Origin of the sequence: Gallaecimonas mangrovi (genome assembly GCF_003367375.1) — a bacterium.
Lineage (GTDB): Bacteria > Pseudomonadota > Gammaproteobacteria > Enterobacterales > Gallaecimonadaceae > Gallaecimonas > Gallaecimonas mangrovi.
Genome location: NZ_CP031416.1, coordinates 1,493,172 through 1,510,797, shown reverse-complemented (window position 1 = coordinate 1,510,797; position 17,626 = coordinate 1,493,172). Strand labels below are relative to the sequence as shown.

Here is a 17,626-nt window from a genome sequence, read left to right as displayed (position 1 = left end):
TTCATGCCACGTTTTTTCATTGATCGCCCCATCTTCGCATGGGTGATCGCGATACTCATTATGCTGGCTGGGGTGATAGCGATTTATCGCTTGCCTATCGCCCAATATCCCAGCATTGCACCACCGACGGTGACTATAAGTGCCACCTACCCTGGTGCTTCTGCGGAAACCCTTGCAAATTCAGTAACCCAGGTTATTGAGCAGCAAATGAATGGTATTGACGGCCTGACGTACATGTCGTCAAAAAGCTATTCCAATGGCATGGCCACCATTACCCTGACCTTTATTCAGGGCACTAACCCGGATATTGCGCAGGTTCAGGTGCAGAACAAACTGCAACTGGCCACACCGCTATTACCCGAAGCCGTGCAACGCCAAGGGATCACCGTTACCAAGTCAGTACGTAACTTCCTGATGGTTTATGCCTTCTACTCGGCAGACGGCTCAATGGATAAGTACGACTTAGCCGACTACATCAACTCCCATGTCAAAGACCCGCTTAGCCGGGTTCAAGGCGTTGGGGAATTGCAGGTATTCGGTTCGCAATATGCGATGCGTATTTGGCTTGACCCATACAAGCTGAAAAAATTTAACGTTACCCCTGACGACGTTAGCTCCGCTATTGAAGCGCAGAACGCTCAGGTTACCGCAGGCCAAATTGGTGGTACGCCTTCCGTTGAAGGCCAAGAGCTGAACGCTACCGTCAATCTACAAAGCCGCCTGCAAACACCGCAGCAGTTCCGTAATATCTTGCTCAGAACCACGTCGCAAGGCGCCAACGTTTACCTCAAAGACGTTGCCAAAGTCGAAATGGGGGCTGAAAACTACAACTTCACCTCAACCTTTAATGGCCATGCCGCAACCGGTATCGGTATTCGCTTAGCCAGTGGCGCTAACGCCCTGGATACAGCGAAAAACGTTGAAGCGAAGATTAAGGAAATGTCCAAGTTCTTCCCTGCCGGGATGAAAGCGGTTGTTCCTTACGACAGTACGCCTTTCGTTAAAAAATCTATCGAAGGTGTGGTGCATACCCTGGTCGAAGCAGTAGTACTGGTGTTCTTCATCATGTACCTGTTCTTGCAGAACTTCCGCGCTACCTTGATCCCCACCATTGCAGTGCCGGTGGTACTGCTGGGCACCTTTGCCGTGCTGTCGGCCTTCGGCTACACCATTAACACCTTGACCATGTTTGCAATGGTGCTCGCTATCGGCTTGCTGGTGGATGATGCCATCGTGGTGGTTGAGAACGTTGAACGGGTGATGAGCGAAGAGGGCTTATCCCCTAAAGAAGCCACCAAAAAGTCGATGGACCAAATCACCGGCGCCTTGGTTGCTATCGGTTTGGTTCTGTCGGCCGTATTTGTGCCCATGGCCTTTATGAATGGTTCTACCGGTGTTATCTATCGCCAATTCTCAGTAACCATCGTGTCAGCAATGGCGCTTTCGGTACTGGTAGCGATGATCCTGACTCCGGCCCTTTGTGCCACCATCATGAAGCCCATCGCGAAAGGTCATCATGCCAGTGACAAAGGTTTCTTTGGGTGGTTTAACAAGGTTTTTGATAAAGGCACCAATAAGTATCAAGGTGCCGTAGGTGGCCTGTTAAAACGTGGCGGCCGGATGATGATTTTCTATGTGCTGATCATCGCTGCCGTTGGCTATCTATTTACCAAAACGCCGACATCATTACTGCCCGATGAGGACCAAGGCGTTATCTTCACTTTGGTGCAGCTGCCTGAAACGGCAACGCAACAACAAACCAGCGCCGTGTTTAAAAAGGTCCGGCATTATTTCGAAACCAAAGAGAAGAAAAACGTGGTGGCCGTGTTTGCCGTTGGCGGTTTCTCCTTTGCCGGTATGGGTCAGAACGTCGGTATTGCCTTCGTTAAACTCAAACCTTGGGACGAACGTACCGGCCCGGGCCAAGATGCAGCCTCGATAGCTGGACGTGCCATGGGTGCTCTTCAGCAGATTAAAGGCGCCCAGGTTTTCGCCGCCACACCTCCTGCGGTAATTGAACTCGGCCAAGCCAACGGCTTTGACGCCTACCTGCAAGACAGCAACTCTCAGGGCCATCAAAAACTGATGCAGGCACTGTTCCAAATGCTGGGTATGGCTGGCAAGCAGAATAACTTGGTTGCGGTACGTCCTAATGGCCAGTTGGATAAGCCTGAGTACAACATTGACGTTGACTACAAAAAGGCCGGTTCTTTAGGGGTGTCGGTTTCCGACATTACCTCGACCCTGTCCACTGCTTGGGGCGGTAGTTACGTTAATGACTTTATCGACCGCGGTCGTATCAAGAAAGTCTACGTTCAAGGTGGCGCGCCTTACCGCATGCAGCCGCAAAACGTCAACGACTGGTACGTGCGCAATAGCGACGGTGACATGGTGCCGATGTCTGCCATTGCTTCTGGGCATTGGGGTTACGGCTCACCGCAGCTGCAACGCTATAACGGCCTGCCAGCTTTTGAAATCATGGGCGCCCCTGCACCAGGCATCAGTTCTGGTGATGCCATGGCTACCATGGAAAAACTGGCGGCAAAACTGCCACCGGGCTTCTCACTGCAATGGACAGGCCTGTCCTATGAAGAACAGCAAGCAGGCGGCCAAGTGGTAGGGCTTTACAGCCTGTCTATTTTGGTGGTGTTCCTGTGTTTGGCTGCACTTTATGAAAGCTGGTCTATTCCCTTTGCGGTGCTGTTGGTTATCCCACTGGGCGTGCTCGGTACCCTTATCGCTACCGATATGCGGGATCTGTCTAACGACGTTTACTTCCAGGTTGCGCTGTTAACTATCATTGGTTTGGGAGCGAAAAACGCCATCTTGATTGTGGAATTTGCCAAGGCGGAATATGACGGAGGCAGAGACCTTATCGAAGCCACTTTGGATGCAGTGCGGATGCGTCTGCGGCCAATCTTAATGACCTCACTTGCCTTCGGGTTAGGTGTAGTACCATTGGCTATCAGCAGTGGTGCCGGCTCCGGTAGCCAGCATGCGGTAGGTACCGGGGTGCTAGGTGGGATGGTTAGCTCTACCCTGCTCGGTATCTTCTTTGTACCGCTGTTCTTCGTAATAGTGGAGCGTATTGCTCACAAGCTAAGTGGTAAGAAGGTGCATTAACCTTACCTTGCCTCCATTTAAAAAAGCGCCCTAAGGGCGCTTTTTTATTGGCCGTGAAGCTCTGCCTCACTAGACATATGGCCCGGCTGTAGCTTATCGACGCCATTAAACCACCAGACACACCAATGGCTTTAGGCGGCCTGAATAATGCTAACTGACTGAGAATATAATGGCTGTTGCACAAGCTATCGAGGCAGATAGCGCAGGCCCCTCTCTTAAAGGCTACAGCGTAGATAAATGCCATGTGCAAGGGGTAGAAAGCATAACGAATAGAACAGCGCAGCAGGGCCGTGAATGGCATATTAATATCGGCAGCTTGTACTGGCCGATGCAAAAGCCGAAAGCACCTTGGCTGATTTATTAAAAGAGAAAAGCAAAAAGCCCGACCAGACGGTCGGGCTTTTTTAATATTAACAGACTGGATGGAGCTCAACGCGGCCAGCTAGGCCCGCGGCCCTTTCCTTCGCAACAATAAGAGCGAACTCTTATCGTTAACATTAGTGGCGGAGTGGACGGGACTCGAACCCGCGACCCCCGGCGTGACAGGCCGGTATTCTAACCAACTGAACTACCACTCCGCACTTTATTCTTTTTATCAATCGGCGTGCTACCGAGCGATACATTGTCACATTGCGCTTATCAAAAGGCGCTTTGCCTTTGAGCGCAACAACAAGAGTGAACTCTTATTGTTAAAATTAGTGGCGGAGTGGACGGGACTCGAACCCGCGACCCCCGGCGTGACAGGCCGGTATTCTAACCAACTGAACTACCACTCCGCACTTTATTCTTTTTTATCAATCGGTGTGCTACCGAGCGATACATTGTCACATGGCGCTTATCAAAAGGCTCTGCCTTTGGGCGCAACAACAAGAGCAAGCTCTTATCGTCAAAATGGGTGCGGAGTGACGGGACTTAACGCGGCCGGCTAGGCCCGCGACCCGGAAAGCCTTGGCTTTCCTCCGCAACAACAAGAGCGAACTCTTATTGTTAATAATTAGTGGCGGAGTGGACGGGACTCGAACCCGCGACCCCCGGCGTGACAGGCCGGTATTCTAACCAACTGAACTACCACTCCGCACTTTATTCTTTTTATCAATCGGCGTGCTACCGAGCGATACATTGTCACATTGCGCTTACCAAAAGGCGCTTTGCCTTTGAGCGCAACAACAAGAGCGAACTCTTGTCGTTAAAATTAGTGGCGGAGTGGACGGGACTCGAACCCGCGACCCCCGGCGTGACAGGCCGGTATTCTAACCAACTGAACTACCACTCCGCACTGTGCTTTCCGGTGGTCATCCCCCCGGTGCGGCGCAAATACTACGTTTGGCGCGCGCCCAGCGTCAACACCTTTTCTTAATTTTTTTCGTCGATGTCGTCCGGACGGCTTAGATCGAGCAAAAAGTCATCATTTTCTTGTGCTTGCGGTTGAGTTTCGGGCGATTCCTGGCTCTGCTCAGGTAAAGCTTCTTTCGGTTTACGGGCTCTTAACCACCACCAAAGTGTGCCAAAAATCACCGGCACCAGTGCAAATAGCCACCACCATGGCGAAATACCCGACTTGGTATTTTTTTCAGCGGCTTTTTCCAGTAATTGTTGCTCTTTTTGTTCCTGTTTTTGGATGCTCTGGGTAGACATCGACATCAAGGCACGGTCAGGTAACCGCAATTGCCGTTTCTGACCACTGGCATCGGTAAAATCCACTTCCCCTGAGGTAGTAATGGTGGCGCCCGGTTGTTGCGGATAGCGCAACTCTGCCACCCCTTGGCTAAGGCGTAATATGCGAATGGCACTTTTATCGTCGCCCAGATGCAAGGTCAGGGCTATTCTGACCGACTCAGGATTAATGTTTTTATCGTTCAGTGTTAAACGATAAATCAGTGGGCTGAGATAGTCGCCAGGCACTGGCGTTTCAATAGCGAACGGCAGTGCTTTTACTTCGATTTTGTGACTGTATTCCTTGGCATCAAATACCGCAGTGTCGCGCAATGACCACACATAATGCCCGGCAAGACTGGGCAGGCGCAGATCGGCACAGTAGCGATTATCCCCTTTCGCCTTTAAATGCACCTTGGCAGTAGAACCAAAGGCAAAGTTATCGTCTTGGCCATAATGTTCGCTAGTGAACCAGGTACGAGCATCGACGAGCCGTTTTAATTCTTTTGGGGTCAAGATACCAGCCAGGTCGTGCACGTCTTGGCAAAGTAATGCCTCTTCTCCCACGTAATGCGCGTTAGGCCAGGTAGGCTCACCAAACACAAAGCCTTTAAAAGGCTGGTGCTCTTCAAGCTGCCCCAAAGCCTGCCAAGGGCCGATAACCGGCTTTTGCATACGAATAAAATCCAGCCCAAAACTGGAAAACCAGGCCATGGTGTCAGGGTGACGCTGGTAATAAAACTTGTTGCCCTGAGGGCCAACAAAGATCAGTGGCTCGGCACCTTCTTTACGCCGAAACACTTCATAAAAGGGGGCTTTATCAATATGAAAAAGGTTGTGAAGGTAAAGCTCAGAGACCGGCAAGGTATCTTGTTTTTTTTCAGCACCATGGGCAGATGCCACCACAACAAGGGTGGCGGCAAGCCAGCCTAAACGCCCTATTGACGCCACAGGCAATGGCCCCCTTTTTTCTCTACCAAATCCAGTCGCCCTTCATGGGCTTGTAGCTCTTCACCGCTGGCGCGAATAACCGGTAGCGCGTCGGCAGCCAGCGCCAAACGGCGAATTTCATTGCCGCCGGTATCACTGCCATCACCACCGCTTGCCACCAGGTTGAGCTTGGTTTGGCCACCGGTCATGGCCAGGTAAACATCGGCCAAAATCTCGGCATCGAGCAAAGCGCCGTGCAAGGTGCGGCCGGAGTTGTCGATAAAGAAACGGTCGCACAACACGTCCAAGTTATTGCGCTTGCCGGGGAACATACGGCGGGCCAGCACCAGGGAGTCGGTTACCGAACAAAAGGTTTCGGTACTAGGCTGCTGCGGGTTCCACATCCGGAACTCAAAGTCCATAAAGCCGATATCAAAGGGGGCGTTATGAATAACCAGCTCGGCACCACGAATAAACTCGATAAAGTCTTGGGCCACCTCACCAAAGCGCGGTTTGTCTTTCAAAAAATCGTCGGAAATACCATGTACTTCAAAGGCTTCCGGGTCTACAGGGCGGTCTGGTTGTAAATACACATGAAAGTGCCGGCCAGTGAGTCGGCGATTAATCACCTCCACACAACCGATTTCAATAATGCGGTGCCCTTCCCAATGCGGGCCCACGTCCTGGTTCATACCGGTGGTTTCCGTATCCAGAACCACCTGACGTTGATGTACTTCGCTCATAACACCTTGTGTTTGCTGACAAGCGCCGAGAAGGGCACACTTAATAGATAATCGGCATCTTACCAATGAAATTGCAGTGCAAAAACAGATAACCCTATATACAGACGGTTCTTGCCTTGGTAACCCCGGCCCTGGTGGCTATGGGGTATTACTTCGTTATCGGCAGCATGAGAAATGCTTGAGCCAAGGCTACAAACTCACCACCAATAACCGCATGGAACTGCTGGCCGCCATTGTTGGCCTGGAAGTATTAAAAGAGCCATGCGTTATCGATATCTGGACCGACAGCCAATATGTTCGCCAAGGTATCACTTCCTGGTTAGCGGGCTGGAAGAAAAACGGTTGGCGCACCGCCAGCAAGAAGCCGGTTAAAAACCAAGACCTTTGGCAACGCCTGGATGCCGCCGCCAGTCGTCATAACATTAGCTGGCATTGGGTTAAAGGCCACTCCGGCCACCCTGAAAACGAAAAAGTCGATCAGTTGGCAAGGGCGGCGGCGGAGTCTAAAAACTTGTTAGACGACAGCGGTTTCGAAGGTTGAAATGATTAACGGCATTTTGTGCGATTTAGACGGCGTGGTTTATCAAGACGGTAAGCCGCTGCCAGGCGCAGTTGATGCCGTTAATCAGCTGCAAGCGGACGGCATCCCCTTGGCATTTGTTACCAACACCACCCGTTCATCATCAGCAATGATAGCGACGCGCCTTATGCAGATGGGTATTGAGGCCAAGGCAGAGGACGTGATAACCCCCATCACTGTCGCCCGCGCCGAGCTGGAATCGCGGCAGATTGAACGTATTTGGCTACTGGCCGACCCTGCCCTTAAAAGTGGTTTTGCCGGTTTTGCGCTGGATAAACATCAACCACAAGCCTTGGTGGTGGCCGATTTAGCCGATGATTGGAGCTATAGCCTTTTGAATATGGTGTTCAACTATTTAGTTGAACACCCCAAAGTGCCTGTTATTAGCTTGGGTCTTTCAACCTTTTACCAAGGTAAAAACCAGCTAATGCTGGACGTGGGCCCCTTTGCACAGCTACTTAGTCAGGCGGCAAAAGCGCCGTTAGTGGTGTGCGGTAAGCCTGGGCGAGAAGCCTTCCTACTCGGGGCAAGGCAATTAGGTTTGCCTCGCGAGCAAGTCGCCATGGTGGGTGACGACCTTGAATCAGATGTTATCGCCGCTATGGATGCCGGCCTTACCGGCATTCAGGTTAAAACCGGTAAGTTTCGAGACCAACAGCTGCAGGCAAGCCGCCAGCCTGACGTTATTCTCGAGGGCCTTTGGGGTCTGCCAGCCTGGCTACGCGGCCAGTAACGGTGCTTCCCAATGGCGAGACCACCCGTTGGCGCCGTCTGGATAGCGCTGGCGTTACGGTTGCCGGAATAGCCCTTTTACGGGCAACCAACACATAGACGCCCCCCATAAAAGGCGCATAGTTTTCGCCCAAGGCCTCAAGCCACTGCGGCGTTTTCGAACTGAGCGGCCCGAACACCATGCGTTGGTCCGACAAAATTTCAAATCCCAATAGTGCCAGCCAGTCTTTAATGCGTAACGGGTGATAAAAATGGCCGTCAAAGGGCGGCGACCTCTTCCAAAAAGCGCTTAAATGCATGAACGATAAAGGATTAAAACCGGTGAGCACCAAGTGGCCACCATCGACTAACACCCTTTCGACTTCACGCATCAGTTGATGGGGGTCGGAGCTGTATTCAAGGTTATGGCATAATACCATCACGTCGACACTACAACGCTGTAGTGGCAGTTCGTTACCGGCAAAATGCAATTGGCCACTGGAGCCCATATGCCATTGGCGCTGCATTCGCGCGGCTGATGTATCAAAGGCACCGGCTAAAGGCCCCAGTTTAACCAAGTAATAACCGTAAAATCGCGGCCACCATAAACTCAGCTGGCAGGCTTCCTGTTCAAGAAGCCAACTGCCGTCCTTGAGACTTTGCCAAGACTCGGGCATGGTGCTCTGGCGACGGTGCTTGATTGGACTGAAAAGCATTCTGGCATACTCAACATGGGTGTCTTAGTCGACACTGTGCCCTTGGAGAACCTGATGAACAAGCCGTTAGCGCATCAAGATCCTGTTTTTGGCATCAGTGCCTTTAAAGATAACTATATCTGGGCAATTGAAACTGGCCATAACAGCGTGGCGGTTGTTGACCCGGGCGATGCCGAACCGGTGCTGGCTGCGCTGGATCAACGCCAACTCACACTCAGTGCCATTTTAATCACCCACCACCATCGCGATCATACCGGCGGCATAAAAACGCTGACCGAGACGTATTCTGTGCCGGTTTATGGCCCGGGGAACGAGCAAATTGCCGGTATTACTCACCCTGTAACAGAGGGTGATCAGGTTCACCTTCAAGCCAGGCTCCCTTTGCAAGTACTATGCGTTCCCGGGCATACTCTTGGCCATATTGCCTACCATGGCGAGCAAATGCTGTTTTGTGGTGATACCTTGTTCAGCGGTGGTTGCGGACGCATGTTCGAAGGTGATGCACCCACCATGTACAGCTCTTTGCAAAAACTGGCTGCCTTGGCGGATGAAACGCGGGTTTATTGTGCCCACGAATACACCCAGGCAAACTTGGCTTTTGCCAAACGAATAGAGCCACTAAATCAAGCACTGGTAATGTATATGGAAAAGGTTGAGGCGCTGCGGCAACAAGGCTTGCCTACTGTGCCCTCAACCTTGGCGCAAGAAAGGGCGGTAAATCCTTTCTTGCGCGTAGACGAGACCGTCGTCAAGGCCGCTGCCGAGCACTATGCCCAGCAGCCTTGTAAGAACGCAGTCGAAGTTTTTGCGGCTTTGCGACGCTTTAAAGATGAAAGCTGACTCCGCCCTTTATAACCAACACGAATTTTGATGAAAAAGACAGCTTTAGCCCTACTGCTGCCGGTATTGTTGGCCGGTTGCCAGACACTGAATTCAACATCGGCTCCTGCGCCTGACTCACAGCCAACATCGACCGCCAATGCGACTAACGACTCGCAACAGGACGATACCGATACTACCGCTGTAGCCGCCGCAGGAGATGAAAACCTCCCCCCAGAGCCTGCCAGTTCTGAGGTTGACGTTCTATCTGACGACTCAGACGACAATCAGGCCAAAAACGTTGTTCCTTACAACGATCTTTGGGATGTGATCTCCCATGATTTCTCACTGACCTACAACGCCCAGCAGCCGCGTATCGTTCAGCAGAAACGCTGGTTTGAGAATCACCCCAAATATCTCGAACGCGTTTCGAAACGGGCCGAGCCCTTTCTGTACCTGATTGTGCAGCAGTTAGAAGACGCCAAAATGCCCACCGAATTGGCATTACTGCCCATTGTGGAAAGCGCCTTTGACCCCTTTGCTTACTCCACCGGCCGCGCCGCTGGCATGTGGCAATTTATCAGTGGTACCGGTAAACGCTTTGGGCTTGAACAAGACTATTGGTATGACGGCCGTCGCGACGTACTCGAATCCACCAAGGCAGCCATTGCCTACCTCAAGTACTTAAACCAAATGTTTGACGGTGATTGGCTCAATGCCCTGGCGGCTTATAACTCGGGCGAAGGTCGGGTATTAAGGGCCATTGCCTACAACAAAAAGCGCAACCGCCCCACCGACTTTTGGCATCTGTCCCTGCCCCGTGAAACCCGCGCTTATGTACCGCGGCTACTGGCACTGGCAGAAATGCTAAAAAGCACCGATGGCCGCAAGCACTTTGAGGTTGTAGCCAACACGCCACGCCTTGCCGAAGTAAAGGTGAAAAAGCAAATTGACCTGTCGGTAGCGGCTGACCTTGCTGGCATCAGCGTTAGCAAGCTGCACGCCCTTAACCCGGGTTTTAACCGCTGGGCCACCAGTCCCAACGAAACCCAAACCTTGCTGGTCCCAAAAGATAAGGCTGACAACTTTTCTACCCAGTTAGCCTCGTTGCCAGACAGCAAACGCCTGCGCTGGGCGCGCCACAAGGTGAAAAGTGGCGACAGCCTGCTAAGCCTTGCCCATCTTTACGACACCGATGTGGCATCGCTTAGAAAAGCCAACGGCATTCACGGCAATATTATTCGTATTGGCCAAGAGCTGATGATCCCGCTATCAAGCCAAGCCTTGGCTGATGGCCGGCCCAAACAAGCGGTGGTGAATCGCCGTGCTGCCATTACCTATACGGTACGTAACGGCGATAACTTGTGGACCATTGCCCACAAGTATCAGGTGTCAGTGCACGACTTGGCCCATTGGAACCGTATTTCCACCACCAAGGTGCTGGCACTGAATACCAAACTGACCATTTGGGTGAATTCTGTGCCCGGCGGCGTTAACCGCAATGTCAGCTACACCGTGCGTAATGGTGATTCACTGTCGACCATCGCCAACAAATTTAAAGTGTCGGTAAACGACCTTTTAAAATGGAATCAGCTGGATGCCGACAACTACCTGCAACCGGGGCAAGTGCTCAAGTTGTTAGTGGATGTTACCCGCACCTAAAAAAAGGCCCGCAATCGCGGGCCTTTTACTTTCTATCGTTTTACGGTTTCTCTTGGCCAACAGGGCGTTAATACTGACGTTACTTTCCAAAACAACAAGAGAGCCTTCCCGTGAAGACCCTATTGCTAAGCTTGGCGCTGGTGATGGCACCCGCCCTGGCTGCCGACAAAAAAGCCGATGCTCCTGTTCCTGCTGTTAAAGATCAACAGGTTGTAACCGAACATAGCGTTCGTATTCATGGCCACAAAATTGAGTACAAAGCCACTACCGGCACCCTGGTACTGAAAGACGATGACGGTAACCCTACCGCCAGCTTCTTCTATGTGGCTTACACCAAAGACGGTGTCGATGACCCGTCCAAGCGGCCCGTTACCTTTACCTATAACGGTGGCCCCGGTTCTTCTTCTATCTGGCTGCACATGGGTGGCCTTGGCCCACGTATCGTTAAAGTTGCCGATGCGCAAGAGCCAGCCAATGCCCCTTACCAAATGGTGGATAACCAAGACAGTATCTTAGATACCACCGACTTAGTCTTTGTTGACCCAGTGGGCACCGGCTATTCCAAAGCCGAAGGTAAAAAGAAAGGGAAAGACTTCTGGGGCGTCAAATCTGACAAAGAAGCCATGACCAACTTTATCCGTCTGTGGCTGACCAAGGCAGAGCGTTGGAACTCGCCAAAATTCCTGGCCGGCGAGTCGTACGGTACTACCCGTAGCGCCCTGGTGGTAAATGACCTGGAAGACCACGGCATTTACATCAATGGTGTCATTCTGATGTCCAGCGTGCTGGATTTCTCCACCATCAGCTTTACCCCAGGTAACGACCTGCCCTACATCACTTACCTGCCAAGCTACGCCGCCACCGCTTGGTATCACAACACGCTGCCCAACAAGCCAAAAGATCTGCAAGCTTTCATGAAGGAAGTACGCCATTTCGCTGGCACCGAATACGCAGCGGCGCTGTTTAAAGGTTCTGATATCAGCGCACAAGAAAAAGCCCATATCATCGACAAGCTGCACCAATACACTGGCCTGTCTAAAACCTACCTGGCACAAACCAATATGCGGGTGAGTGGTTCGCAGTTCAGTAAAGAGCTGCTGCGTAGCCAGCGCCGTACCGTTGGCCGCTTAGACAGCCGCTTTATTGGTATTGACGGTGATGTTGCCGGTGAATACGCCGAGCAAGATCCGGCCGACGTAGCCCTTTCCGGCCCTTACACTGCTGCCTTTAACAACTACGTACGTAAAGATCTGAAATTCAAAGATGACAGCGAGTACTACCCGCTTAACTACAAAGTCATCATGAACTGGGACTGGGGCCAAGGTGGCTGGCGTGGTTACACCAATGTCACTGAAGATCTGCGCCATGCCATGAGCACCAATACCAAGCTGAAAGTCATGGTATGCAGTGGCTACTACGATCTGGCGACCCCTTTCTTTGCCTCTGAATACACCTTCAGCCACTTGGGCCTGGAGCCGCAAATTCAGAAAAACCTGTCTTTCACCTACTACCCTTCCGGTCACATGCTGTACGTGAATCCGAAAGCGCGGGCTGAGCTGGCAGACAACCTGCGTAGCTTCATCAAAAAAGCCTACTAAGGGTAAATTTAAAGACAAAAGCCCGGCATAAGCCGGGCTTTTTTATGACTACTGATCCACTTTCAGCGCTGGCGGGTATAACCGGCATAATGGTTGTAAAGGTCATGTCATGGAGCTTGCCCAGTTCGTTTTGCAAAGCCAAATACTGCCAGGTGGCCGCATGCCACTTAGGGTATTTGAACCGCGTTACCTGCGTATGATCGCCGATGCAACCGGTGGCAGACGCCAGTTTGGCATTTGCATGCCTAGCCCCAGCAATCAAACCCATCATCTTTCGGGGCTGTGCCAAGTCGGTACCCTGGTGGAAGTGGTGGACTTTGAAACCCTCGCCGATGGCCGTCTGGGCATTACCGTTGAAGGCCGCCAGCGCTACCAAATCAAAGACAGCTACCAGGAAAATGACAAGTTACACGTGGCAACGGTGTCGCTGCTACCGAATTGGCCACATTGTCCCTTGCCGGATGATGCTATCAACCTTCAACAGTTGTTGATGCAAATTTTTGAAGAGCACCCGGAGCTTGCTGAGTTATACCCTAGCCCGCAATTTGATGATGCCGCCTGGTTATCGGCACGCTGGTTAGAAATTTTGCCATTATCAGGACCCGACAAACTACCGTTTATCGAGCACCCTGACTGTGAAAAGGCCCTGCATTACCTTTGCTATCAACTGGCCTCTTCGCGACTGTCTTCCTGAGGCAATTCGTTGGATAGCAATACCGCAATCTTGGCGGTGTTGTGGTTCGATTCCAGGGCAATTTTGATGATCATCGTTAGCGGTACCGACAGCAGCATACCCACCGAGCCCAGCAGCCAGCCCCAAAAAATTAAGCTGATAAACACCACTAGGGTCGATAAATTAAGGCCGCGGCCCATCAGGCGGGGCTCAACCGCGTTGCCCATCAAGGTATTGACCAGTAAAAAACCCAGCGCCGTCATGCCGGCATGAAACAGACCCAACTGTAATAACGCCAGCAGCACCGCCGGTACCGCGGCGAGAATAGAACCGATGTTGGGGATATAATTGAGCAAAAACGCCAATACGCCCCACAGCAGCGGGAAGTCTACCCCTACCGACCAGGTCCAAGCCCAAATCAGCACCCCGGTTGCCAGACTCACCACGGTTTTAATCGCCAAGTAATGATTAACCGAGGTGAAAAAGCGCTTAAGGGCCTTGTTAACCTGAGTATCCCCCTGGCTGGCAATATTGACCTTGCGCGCCATCATCGGCGCTTCAAACAACATAAACACCACGGTCAGCAAGATAACAAAGAAGTTAGTGAGCAATGAGCCAAGACCCGTTAGGGTATTGGCTGCCATATTCATGGCGGCGCCCGGGTCGAGAATTTTCTGCAACTGCTGGCGGTCAAGGTGCACATTAAACGCCGCCAAATGGTCGGTTACCCAAGCAAACTGGGTGAGTAACTTAGCGCGATACTGGGGAATATTGGCGGTAAATTGGTTAACAGAGCTGCCGACCAACCCGGTTAACATGAAACCGATCAGCACAATCAGGAAGATAATTAACACCACCGCCAGTGGCCTTGGCACCTTGCGTTGATTCAACCAATTGACCAACGGGTTACAGGTGATGGCAATAAAACCTGACAACAAGAACGGCACCAGCATATTAGCCGACAGTTTAACGCCCGCAGCCACCACCACTAACGCGGCTACCCATAGCATCCAATTTCGGCTCATCGGTATTCGATCCCTTTGCCTTCGGCTTTGTAAAAATGAATAAAGTGTGTCGTTGAGGTAAGACAACATAATGAGTTTCGAGGTTTTTTCCTTAATACTCAAGGTAAGAACAGGAGGTTATTCAGATGAGTAAAGCCAAGCTTTTCATCACCGGCGCCACCGGTTTTATTGGCCGCGCACTTTGTAAACAGCTGCAATCGCGCTTTGCCATTACCGCCCTTACCCGCGATCCGCAAAAAGCCACCGGCATTTTAGGCCCGGATATGACCTTTTGTAGCAATGTGCCTGACCTTCAAGATACCGAGGTGGTGATAAATCTGGCCGGGGAGCCCATTGCCAATAGGCGCTGGAGCGACCATCAAAAAAGGCGCATTGAACGCAGCCGCTGGCAATTAACCGAGGAGCTGGTAGCGGCGATGGCGCCAAAGCCGCCTAAGGTTTTTATTAGTGGCTCAGCATTGGGTTACTACGGCCCGCAACCTGCTGATGCCATAGTGTCGGAAGACTACACAGCTATCACTGATGACTTTGGCCACCGTCTTTGTGCGGGCTGGGAGCAGCGGGCACTCAAAGCCCAAGCCTTTACCCGGGTTTGTGTGCTGCGCACTGGCGTGGTTTTAGGCAACGGTGGCGGCCTTAAAAAAATGCTTTTACCGTTTAAATTGGGCCTGGGTGGGCCTATTGGTAACGGCGAACAAATCATGAGCTGGATAAGCCTTGATGACATGGTGGCAGCCATCATGCTACTGCTTGCCCGTGATGACCTTTCCGGCGCTTTTAACTGCACCGCGCCCAACCCGGTTTCAAATAAGGTTTTTGCCCAAACCCTTGGCCAACTCCTGCACCGCCCGGCAGTGCTGCCGATGCCCGCCTTTATTCCCAAGCTGCTGTTGGGAGAAGGGGCAACCCTGCTGCTAGATGGCCAACAAGTACTCCCCAAACGGTTACTGGAAGCCGGCTTTAATTTTCAACAGCAAGAGTTGCGCCAGGCACTTAATGTTGCGCTCAAAGCGCTGTAGCTGTTAGCTAAGCAGTGACAGCCTAAGGCCCGCAACCTTGGCAGTGGGCGAGCCAAATACCCTCGGCCAATAGCGCCGTTACTGTATTGATAAAAAAGGGGAAGGGATGAATCCTGGCAAAGTCTCACGCAACCAACTGACAACCTTGACTGACCTACCGAACATCGGCCCGGCCAGCGCCGGGGATTTGCGCCTGCTGGGCATAGAAAAACCGGCTGACTTGATTGGCAAAGATGCCTTTTCACTTTATCGACGTTTATGTGACCTGACCGGTAGCCGCCAAGACCCTTGCGTGCTGGATGTGCTGATATCTGTCACCGCTTTTATGGCCGGGGACAACGCTAAGCCCTGGTGGGCTTTTACGGCCGAGCGTAAACAGCGCTATCCCGATATTTAATGGTTAGCTGCCCTGCCCTGCTTTGCCCATCATCTGTAGCCAAAAGGCCTTTTGCAGCTCTTCAACCGCTTTGATGTTACTGGTACCAAACCAGGTTTTGGCCAGCGTTTCCGGGTCCATACTGCTCAGCCCTTTTTGCATCTGTTGCTCAAAATCAGCCATCATTTTGGCTTGCATGGGTTTTATATCGGGCAAGCCTAGAAAGCTACGGGCCTCTTCTGGCGTGCATTCAATATCGATGGTTACCTTCATCACCAAGCTCCTGTATTGCTTAAAAATCAAACACCTCATCCCAACCTAGTTCAGACACCAGCTGTCGGCAATAAGCCGTTTAATTCAAAGGAATGAAAATGTTTTGGATCTTCTGTTTTTGGTTAACGGCAGCCTTATTGCTGTTGCCACTCCCTTTCAAGCTCAACGCATTAATCACAGCAAAAGATACCCGCAGCGCCTTTGTGAAATACGAAGAATGGGCCAATACCTTATTGCTGGCGATAGGACTGATGGCGTTTTGCTCTTTTACCTATCCCCGCTCCTTGCCCTTATCAAAACACGGGTGGCAAGGATGGTTACTGCTCACTATTGGCGTATCAATAATGGCGTTGGGCCGCTCGGCAAAACTGCGCCATGCCACTGAAGTATTTATTGGGAGCCAAAGGTGCAAAGATAGGCACTATTATTAGTACTTTTTATTGCTATTCATGCTGACTACCGTGGTAATCTTATGTTTTCAATAATCCAACAAAAATTTTCTACATCAATAAAATTCAACAATTTTAAGTAAATACCAGTCAATCATAAACCTAATCTTTGTTGATACTTTTACTTATCTTAATGACGTTTCTAAGCCGTTCAATATTTCGTTCCACTATCAAATGCAATAGATAGCTAAAAGCTATTGTAGACATTATTATTATTATAGAACCACTTAGTGATTTTTCACTGAGATTGAAATAATTAAGAAAGTGTTTAGAAATAACCACAACCAACATGTGAGATATATATATAGGATAACTTAGCTCTCCTACCTTTCTATCCCACTTATAAAAAAATTGAAACCTAAAAATAAATGGCAAAGCAATAAAGAATAGAAAAATCAATAAAAAGTGATTTAGTGGCTCATTGGGTAATATAAAGAAAAGCACACAATAAGAGAATATAAAAATAGTTATAGCATTTGATATACTTCTATTCTTTATTTTCTTTTCAAAAAAAGGTTTTAAAACTTGATGAGCTACCGCTCCCAACAAAAACAGTGATAACTCGGCAGGGAAAAATCTATAATCCCAAGGATCACTAAACCCTAATCCTATGAAAATCAGGTAGGCCTTCACAAGAAGAGAGCAACCAAGGAAAACCAAAATCAGCTTGATGTTTTTCAACAAAAATGGTGCAATTAAATAAAAGGTTAACTCAACACCTAAAGTCCATGCTTGAGGAATAGCAAGACCTGTCCACATCTCAATTTCTGTATCTCTAAAATCAGATGAAAACTGCAAAAATCCATTTTTTACACTAGTAAACATCACCCAATCCTGGCCGAATATAAAAGTATTTGAAAATAAAAGAACAAGCTTACCAACAACACTAACCTTAGAAAAGGTATCTAAAATCATTGGCTTCGTATTTAAAAAATGAACTGATAAAAAAACACAAAAAAGTGTAATTATCAAAACAACCCAATACAATGGATAAATCCTGAGAAATCTATTTATATAAAATGCTTTCTTATTATTATAAGTTTTAGATTCAAGGAGAACATAAGATATTAAGAATCCCGATATCATATAAAACAACTCTACAGCTAATCGCCCTCCAACAAAAACAAATCCGTAAGTGTGAGCAAAAATAACAGAAATAGCCAACAGCGCCCTTACACTTCCCATTGAAACTTACTTCCCAACATGATATACAATTTAATACTAACATAGAAAAATAAAAAATTCAACAGGCGCATAGTATATTGTGAAAAAATCC

17 protein-coding genes and 4 tRNA genes are annotated in these 17,626 nt (G+C 50.1%); 11 read left to right on the top strand and 10 right to left on the bottom strand.

The genetic code is table 11. The annotated features are described in order from the left end of the window. Nucleotides 1–3 precede the first annotated feature (3 nt). Both DW350_RS07170 and DW350_RS07165 read left to right on the top strand, forming a co-directional pair. Nucleotides 4–3,123: an efflux RND transporter permease subunit gene (locus DW350_RS07170; RefSeq protein ID WP_115718206.1), complete on the top strand. Its 3,120-nt coding sequence runs from the start codon at nucleotides 4–6 to the stop codon at nucleotides 3,121–3,123. Between the two features lie 169 nt (nucleotides 3,124–3,292). Next, nucleotides 3,293–3,487: a hypothetical protein gene (locus tag DW350_RS07165; RefSeq protein ID WP_115718205.1), complete on the top strand. Its 195-nt coding sequence runs from the start codon at nucleotides 3,293–3,295 to the stop codon at nucleotides 3,485–3,487. Between the two features lie 137 nt (nucleotides 3,488–3,624). On the opposite strand, the gene DW350_RS07160 is transcribed toward DW350_RS07165, so the two are convergent. The 6 genes from DW350_RS07160 to dnaQ all read right to left on the bottom strand — a co-directional run bounded on the left by DW350_RS07160 (nucleotide 3,625) and on the right by dnaQ (nucleotide 6,449). Continuing rightward, nucleotides 3,625–3,701: transfer RNA gene (locus tag DW350_RS07160), tRNA-Asp, on the bottom strand. A 121-nt stretch (nucleotides 3,702–3,822) separates the two neighbouring features. After that, a tRNA-Asp gene (locus DW350_RS07155) sits at nucleotides 3,823–3,899 on the bottom strand. 222 nt (nucleotides 3,900–4,121) lie between these two features. Beyond that, nucleotides 4,122–4,198 (bottom strand) — tRNA-Asp (locus DW350_RS07150). Between the two features lie 121 nt (nucleotides 4,199–4,319). After that, a tRNA-Asp gene (locus DW350_RS07145) sits at nucleotides 4,320–4,396 on the bottom strand. An 80-nt stretch (nucleotides 4,397–4,476) separates the two neighbouring features. Beyond that, complete coding sequence (locus DW350_RS07140) at nucleotides 4,477–5,727, bottom strand: hypothetical protein (protein ID WP_115718204.1); 1,251 nt, start codon at nucleotides 5,725–5,727, stop codon at nucleotides 4,477–4,479. Then, nucleotides 5,715–6,449, bottom strand: a complete 735-nt coding sequence (gene dnaQ / locus DW350_RS07135; protein ID WP_115718203.1) for a DNA polymerase III subunit epsilon — start codon at nucleotides 6,447–6,449, stop codon at nucleotides 5,715–5,717. The genes DW350_RS07140 and dnaQ overlap by 13 nt, the downstream gene beginning before the upstream one ends. Before the next feature lie 76 nt (nucleotides 6,450–6,525). On the opposite strand from dnaQ, the gene rnhA reads away from it, so the two are divergent. Beyond that, nucleotides 6,526–6,990, top strand: a complete 465-nt coding sequence (gene rnhA, locus DW350_RS07130; protein WP_115718202.1) for a ribonuclease HI — start codon at nucleotides 6,526–6,528, stop codon at nucleotides 6,988–6,990. A 1-nt stretch (nucleotide 6,991) separates the two neighbouring features. Continuing rightward, nucleotides 6,992–7,762: an HAD-IIA family hydrolase gene (locus DW350_RS07125; protein WP_115718201.1), complete on the top strand. Its 771-nt coding sequence runs from the start codon at nucleotides 6,992–6,994 to the stop codon at nucleotides 7,760–7,762. Here the strand turns inward: DW350_RS07125 and DW350_RS07120 are convergent. After that, a complete protein-coding gene (locus DW350_RS07120) occupies nucleotides 7,713–8,456 on the bottom strand; it encodes a class I SAM-dependent methyltransferase (RefSeq protein WP_115718200.1) in 744 nt (247 codons plus the stop codon). The genes DW350_RS07125 and DW350_RS07120 overlap by 50 nt on opposite strands. Before the next feature lie 54 nt (nucleotides 8,457–8,510). On the opposite strand from DW350_RS07120, the gene gloB reads away from it, so the two are divergent. The 4 genes from gloB to DW350_RS07100 all read left to right on the top strand — a co-directional run bounded on the left by gloB (nucleotide 8,511) and on the right by DW350_RS07100 (nucleotide 13,229). Beyond that, the gene (gene gloB / locus DW350_RS07115) at nucleotides 8,511–9,296 is read left to right on the top strand and encodes a hydroxyacylglutathione hydrolase (protein WP_192954846.1); all 786 of its coding nucleotides are present in this window, start codon (nucleotides 8,511–8,513) and stop codon (nucleotides 9,294–9,296) included. A gap of 30 nt (nucleotides 9,297–9,326) precedes the next feature. Further along, the gene (locus DW350_RS07110; RefSeq protein WP_192954845.1) at nucleotides 9,327–10,937 is read left to right on the top strand and encodes a LysM peptidoglycan-binding domain-containing protein; all 1,611 of its coding nucleotides are present in this window, start codon (nucleotides 9,327–9,329) and stop codon (nucleotides 10,935–10,937) included. 110 nt (nucleotides 10,938–11,047) lie between these two features. Continuing rightward, on the top strand, nucleotides 11,048–12,535 hold the full coding sequence (locus DW350_RS07105; RefSeq protein ID WP_226911411.1) for a S10 family peptidase: 1,488 nt from the start codon (nucleotides 11,048–11,050) through the stop codon (nucleotides 12,533–12,535). 109 nt (nucleotides 12,536–12,644) lie between these two features. Continuing rightward, nucleotides 12,645–13,229: an LON peptidase substrate-binding domain-containing protein gene (locus DW350_RS07100; RefSeq protein ID WP_115718197.1), complete on the top strand. Its 585-nt coding sequence runs from the start codon at nucleotides 12,645–12,647 to the stop codon at nucleotides 13,227–13,229. Here DW350_RS07100 and DW350_RS07095 read toward each other — a convergent pair. Further along, nucleotides 13,199–14,233: an AI-2E family transporter gene (locus tag DW350_RS07095; protein WP_115718196.1), complete on the bottom strand. Its 1,035-nt coding sequence runs from the start codon at nucleotides 14,231–14,233 to the stop codon at nucleotides 13,199–13,201. The two genes, DW350_RS07100 and DW350_RS07095, sit on opposite strands and share 31 nt — an antisense overlap. Before the next feature lie 125 nt (nucleotides 14,234–14,358). On the opposite strand from DW350_RS07095, the gene DW350_RS07090 reads away from it, so the two are divergent. Both DW350_RS07090 and DW350_RS07085 read left to right on the top strand, forming a co-directional pair. Beyond that, nucleotides 14,359–15,252: a TIGR01777 family oxidoreductase gene (locus DW350_RS07090; RefSeq protein WP_115718195.1), complete on the top strand. Its 894-nt coding sequence runs from the start codon at nucleotides 14,359–14,361 to the stop codon at nucleotides 15,250–15,252. Nucleotides 15,253–15,358: 106 nt separating this feature from the next. Beyond that, on the top strand, nucleotides 15,359–15,649 hold the full coding sequence (locus DW350_RS07085; RefSeq protein WP_115718194.1) for a helix-hairpin-helix domain-containing protein: 291 nt from the start codon (nucleotides 15,359–15,361) through the stop codon (nucleotides 15,647–15,649). A 3-nt stretch (nucleotides 15,650–15,652) separates the two neighbouring features. Here DW350_RS07085 and DW350_RS07080 read toward each other — a convergent pair whose 3' ends face one another. Continuing rightward, nucleotides 15,653–15,901, bottom strand: coding sequence for a DUF6489 family protein (locus DW350_RS07080; RefSeq protein WP_115718193.1), 249 nt, complete (start codon nucleotides 15,899–15,901; stop codon nucleotides 15,653–15,655). 92 nt (nucleotides 15,902–15,993) lie between these two features. Between DW350_RS07080 and DW350_RS07075 the strand changes: the two genes are divergently transcribed. After that, nucleotides 15,994–16,332 carry a hypothetical protein gene (locus tag DW350_RS07075; protein WP_152032952.1) on the top strand — a complete coding sequence of 113 codons (339 nt, stop codon included), beginning with the start codon at nucleotides 15,994–15,996 and terminating at the stop codon, nucleotides 16,330–16,332. Between the two features lie 120 nt (nucleotides 16,333–16,452). On the opposite strand, the gene DW350_RS07070 is transcribed toward DW350_RS07075, so the two are convergent. Beyond that, nucleotides 16,453–17,535, bottom strand: a complete 1,083-nt coding sequence (locus DW350_RS07070) for an acyltransferase family protein (RefSeq protein ID WP_115718191.1) — start codon at nucleotides 17,533–17,535, stop codon at nucleotides 16,453–16,455. Nucleotides 17,536–17,626: the final 91 nt, after the last annotated feature.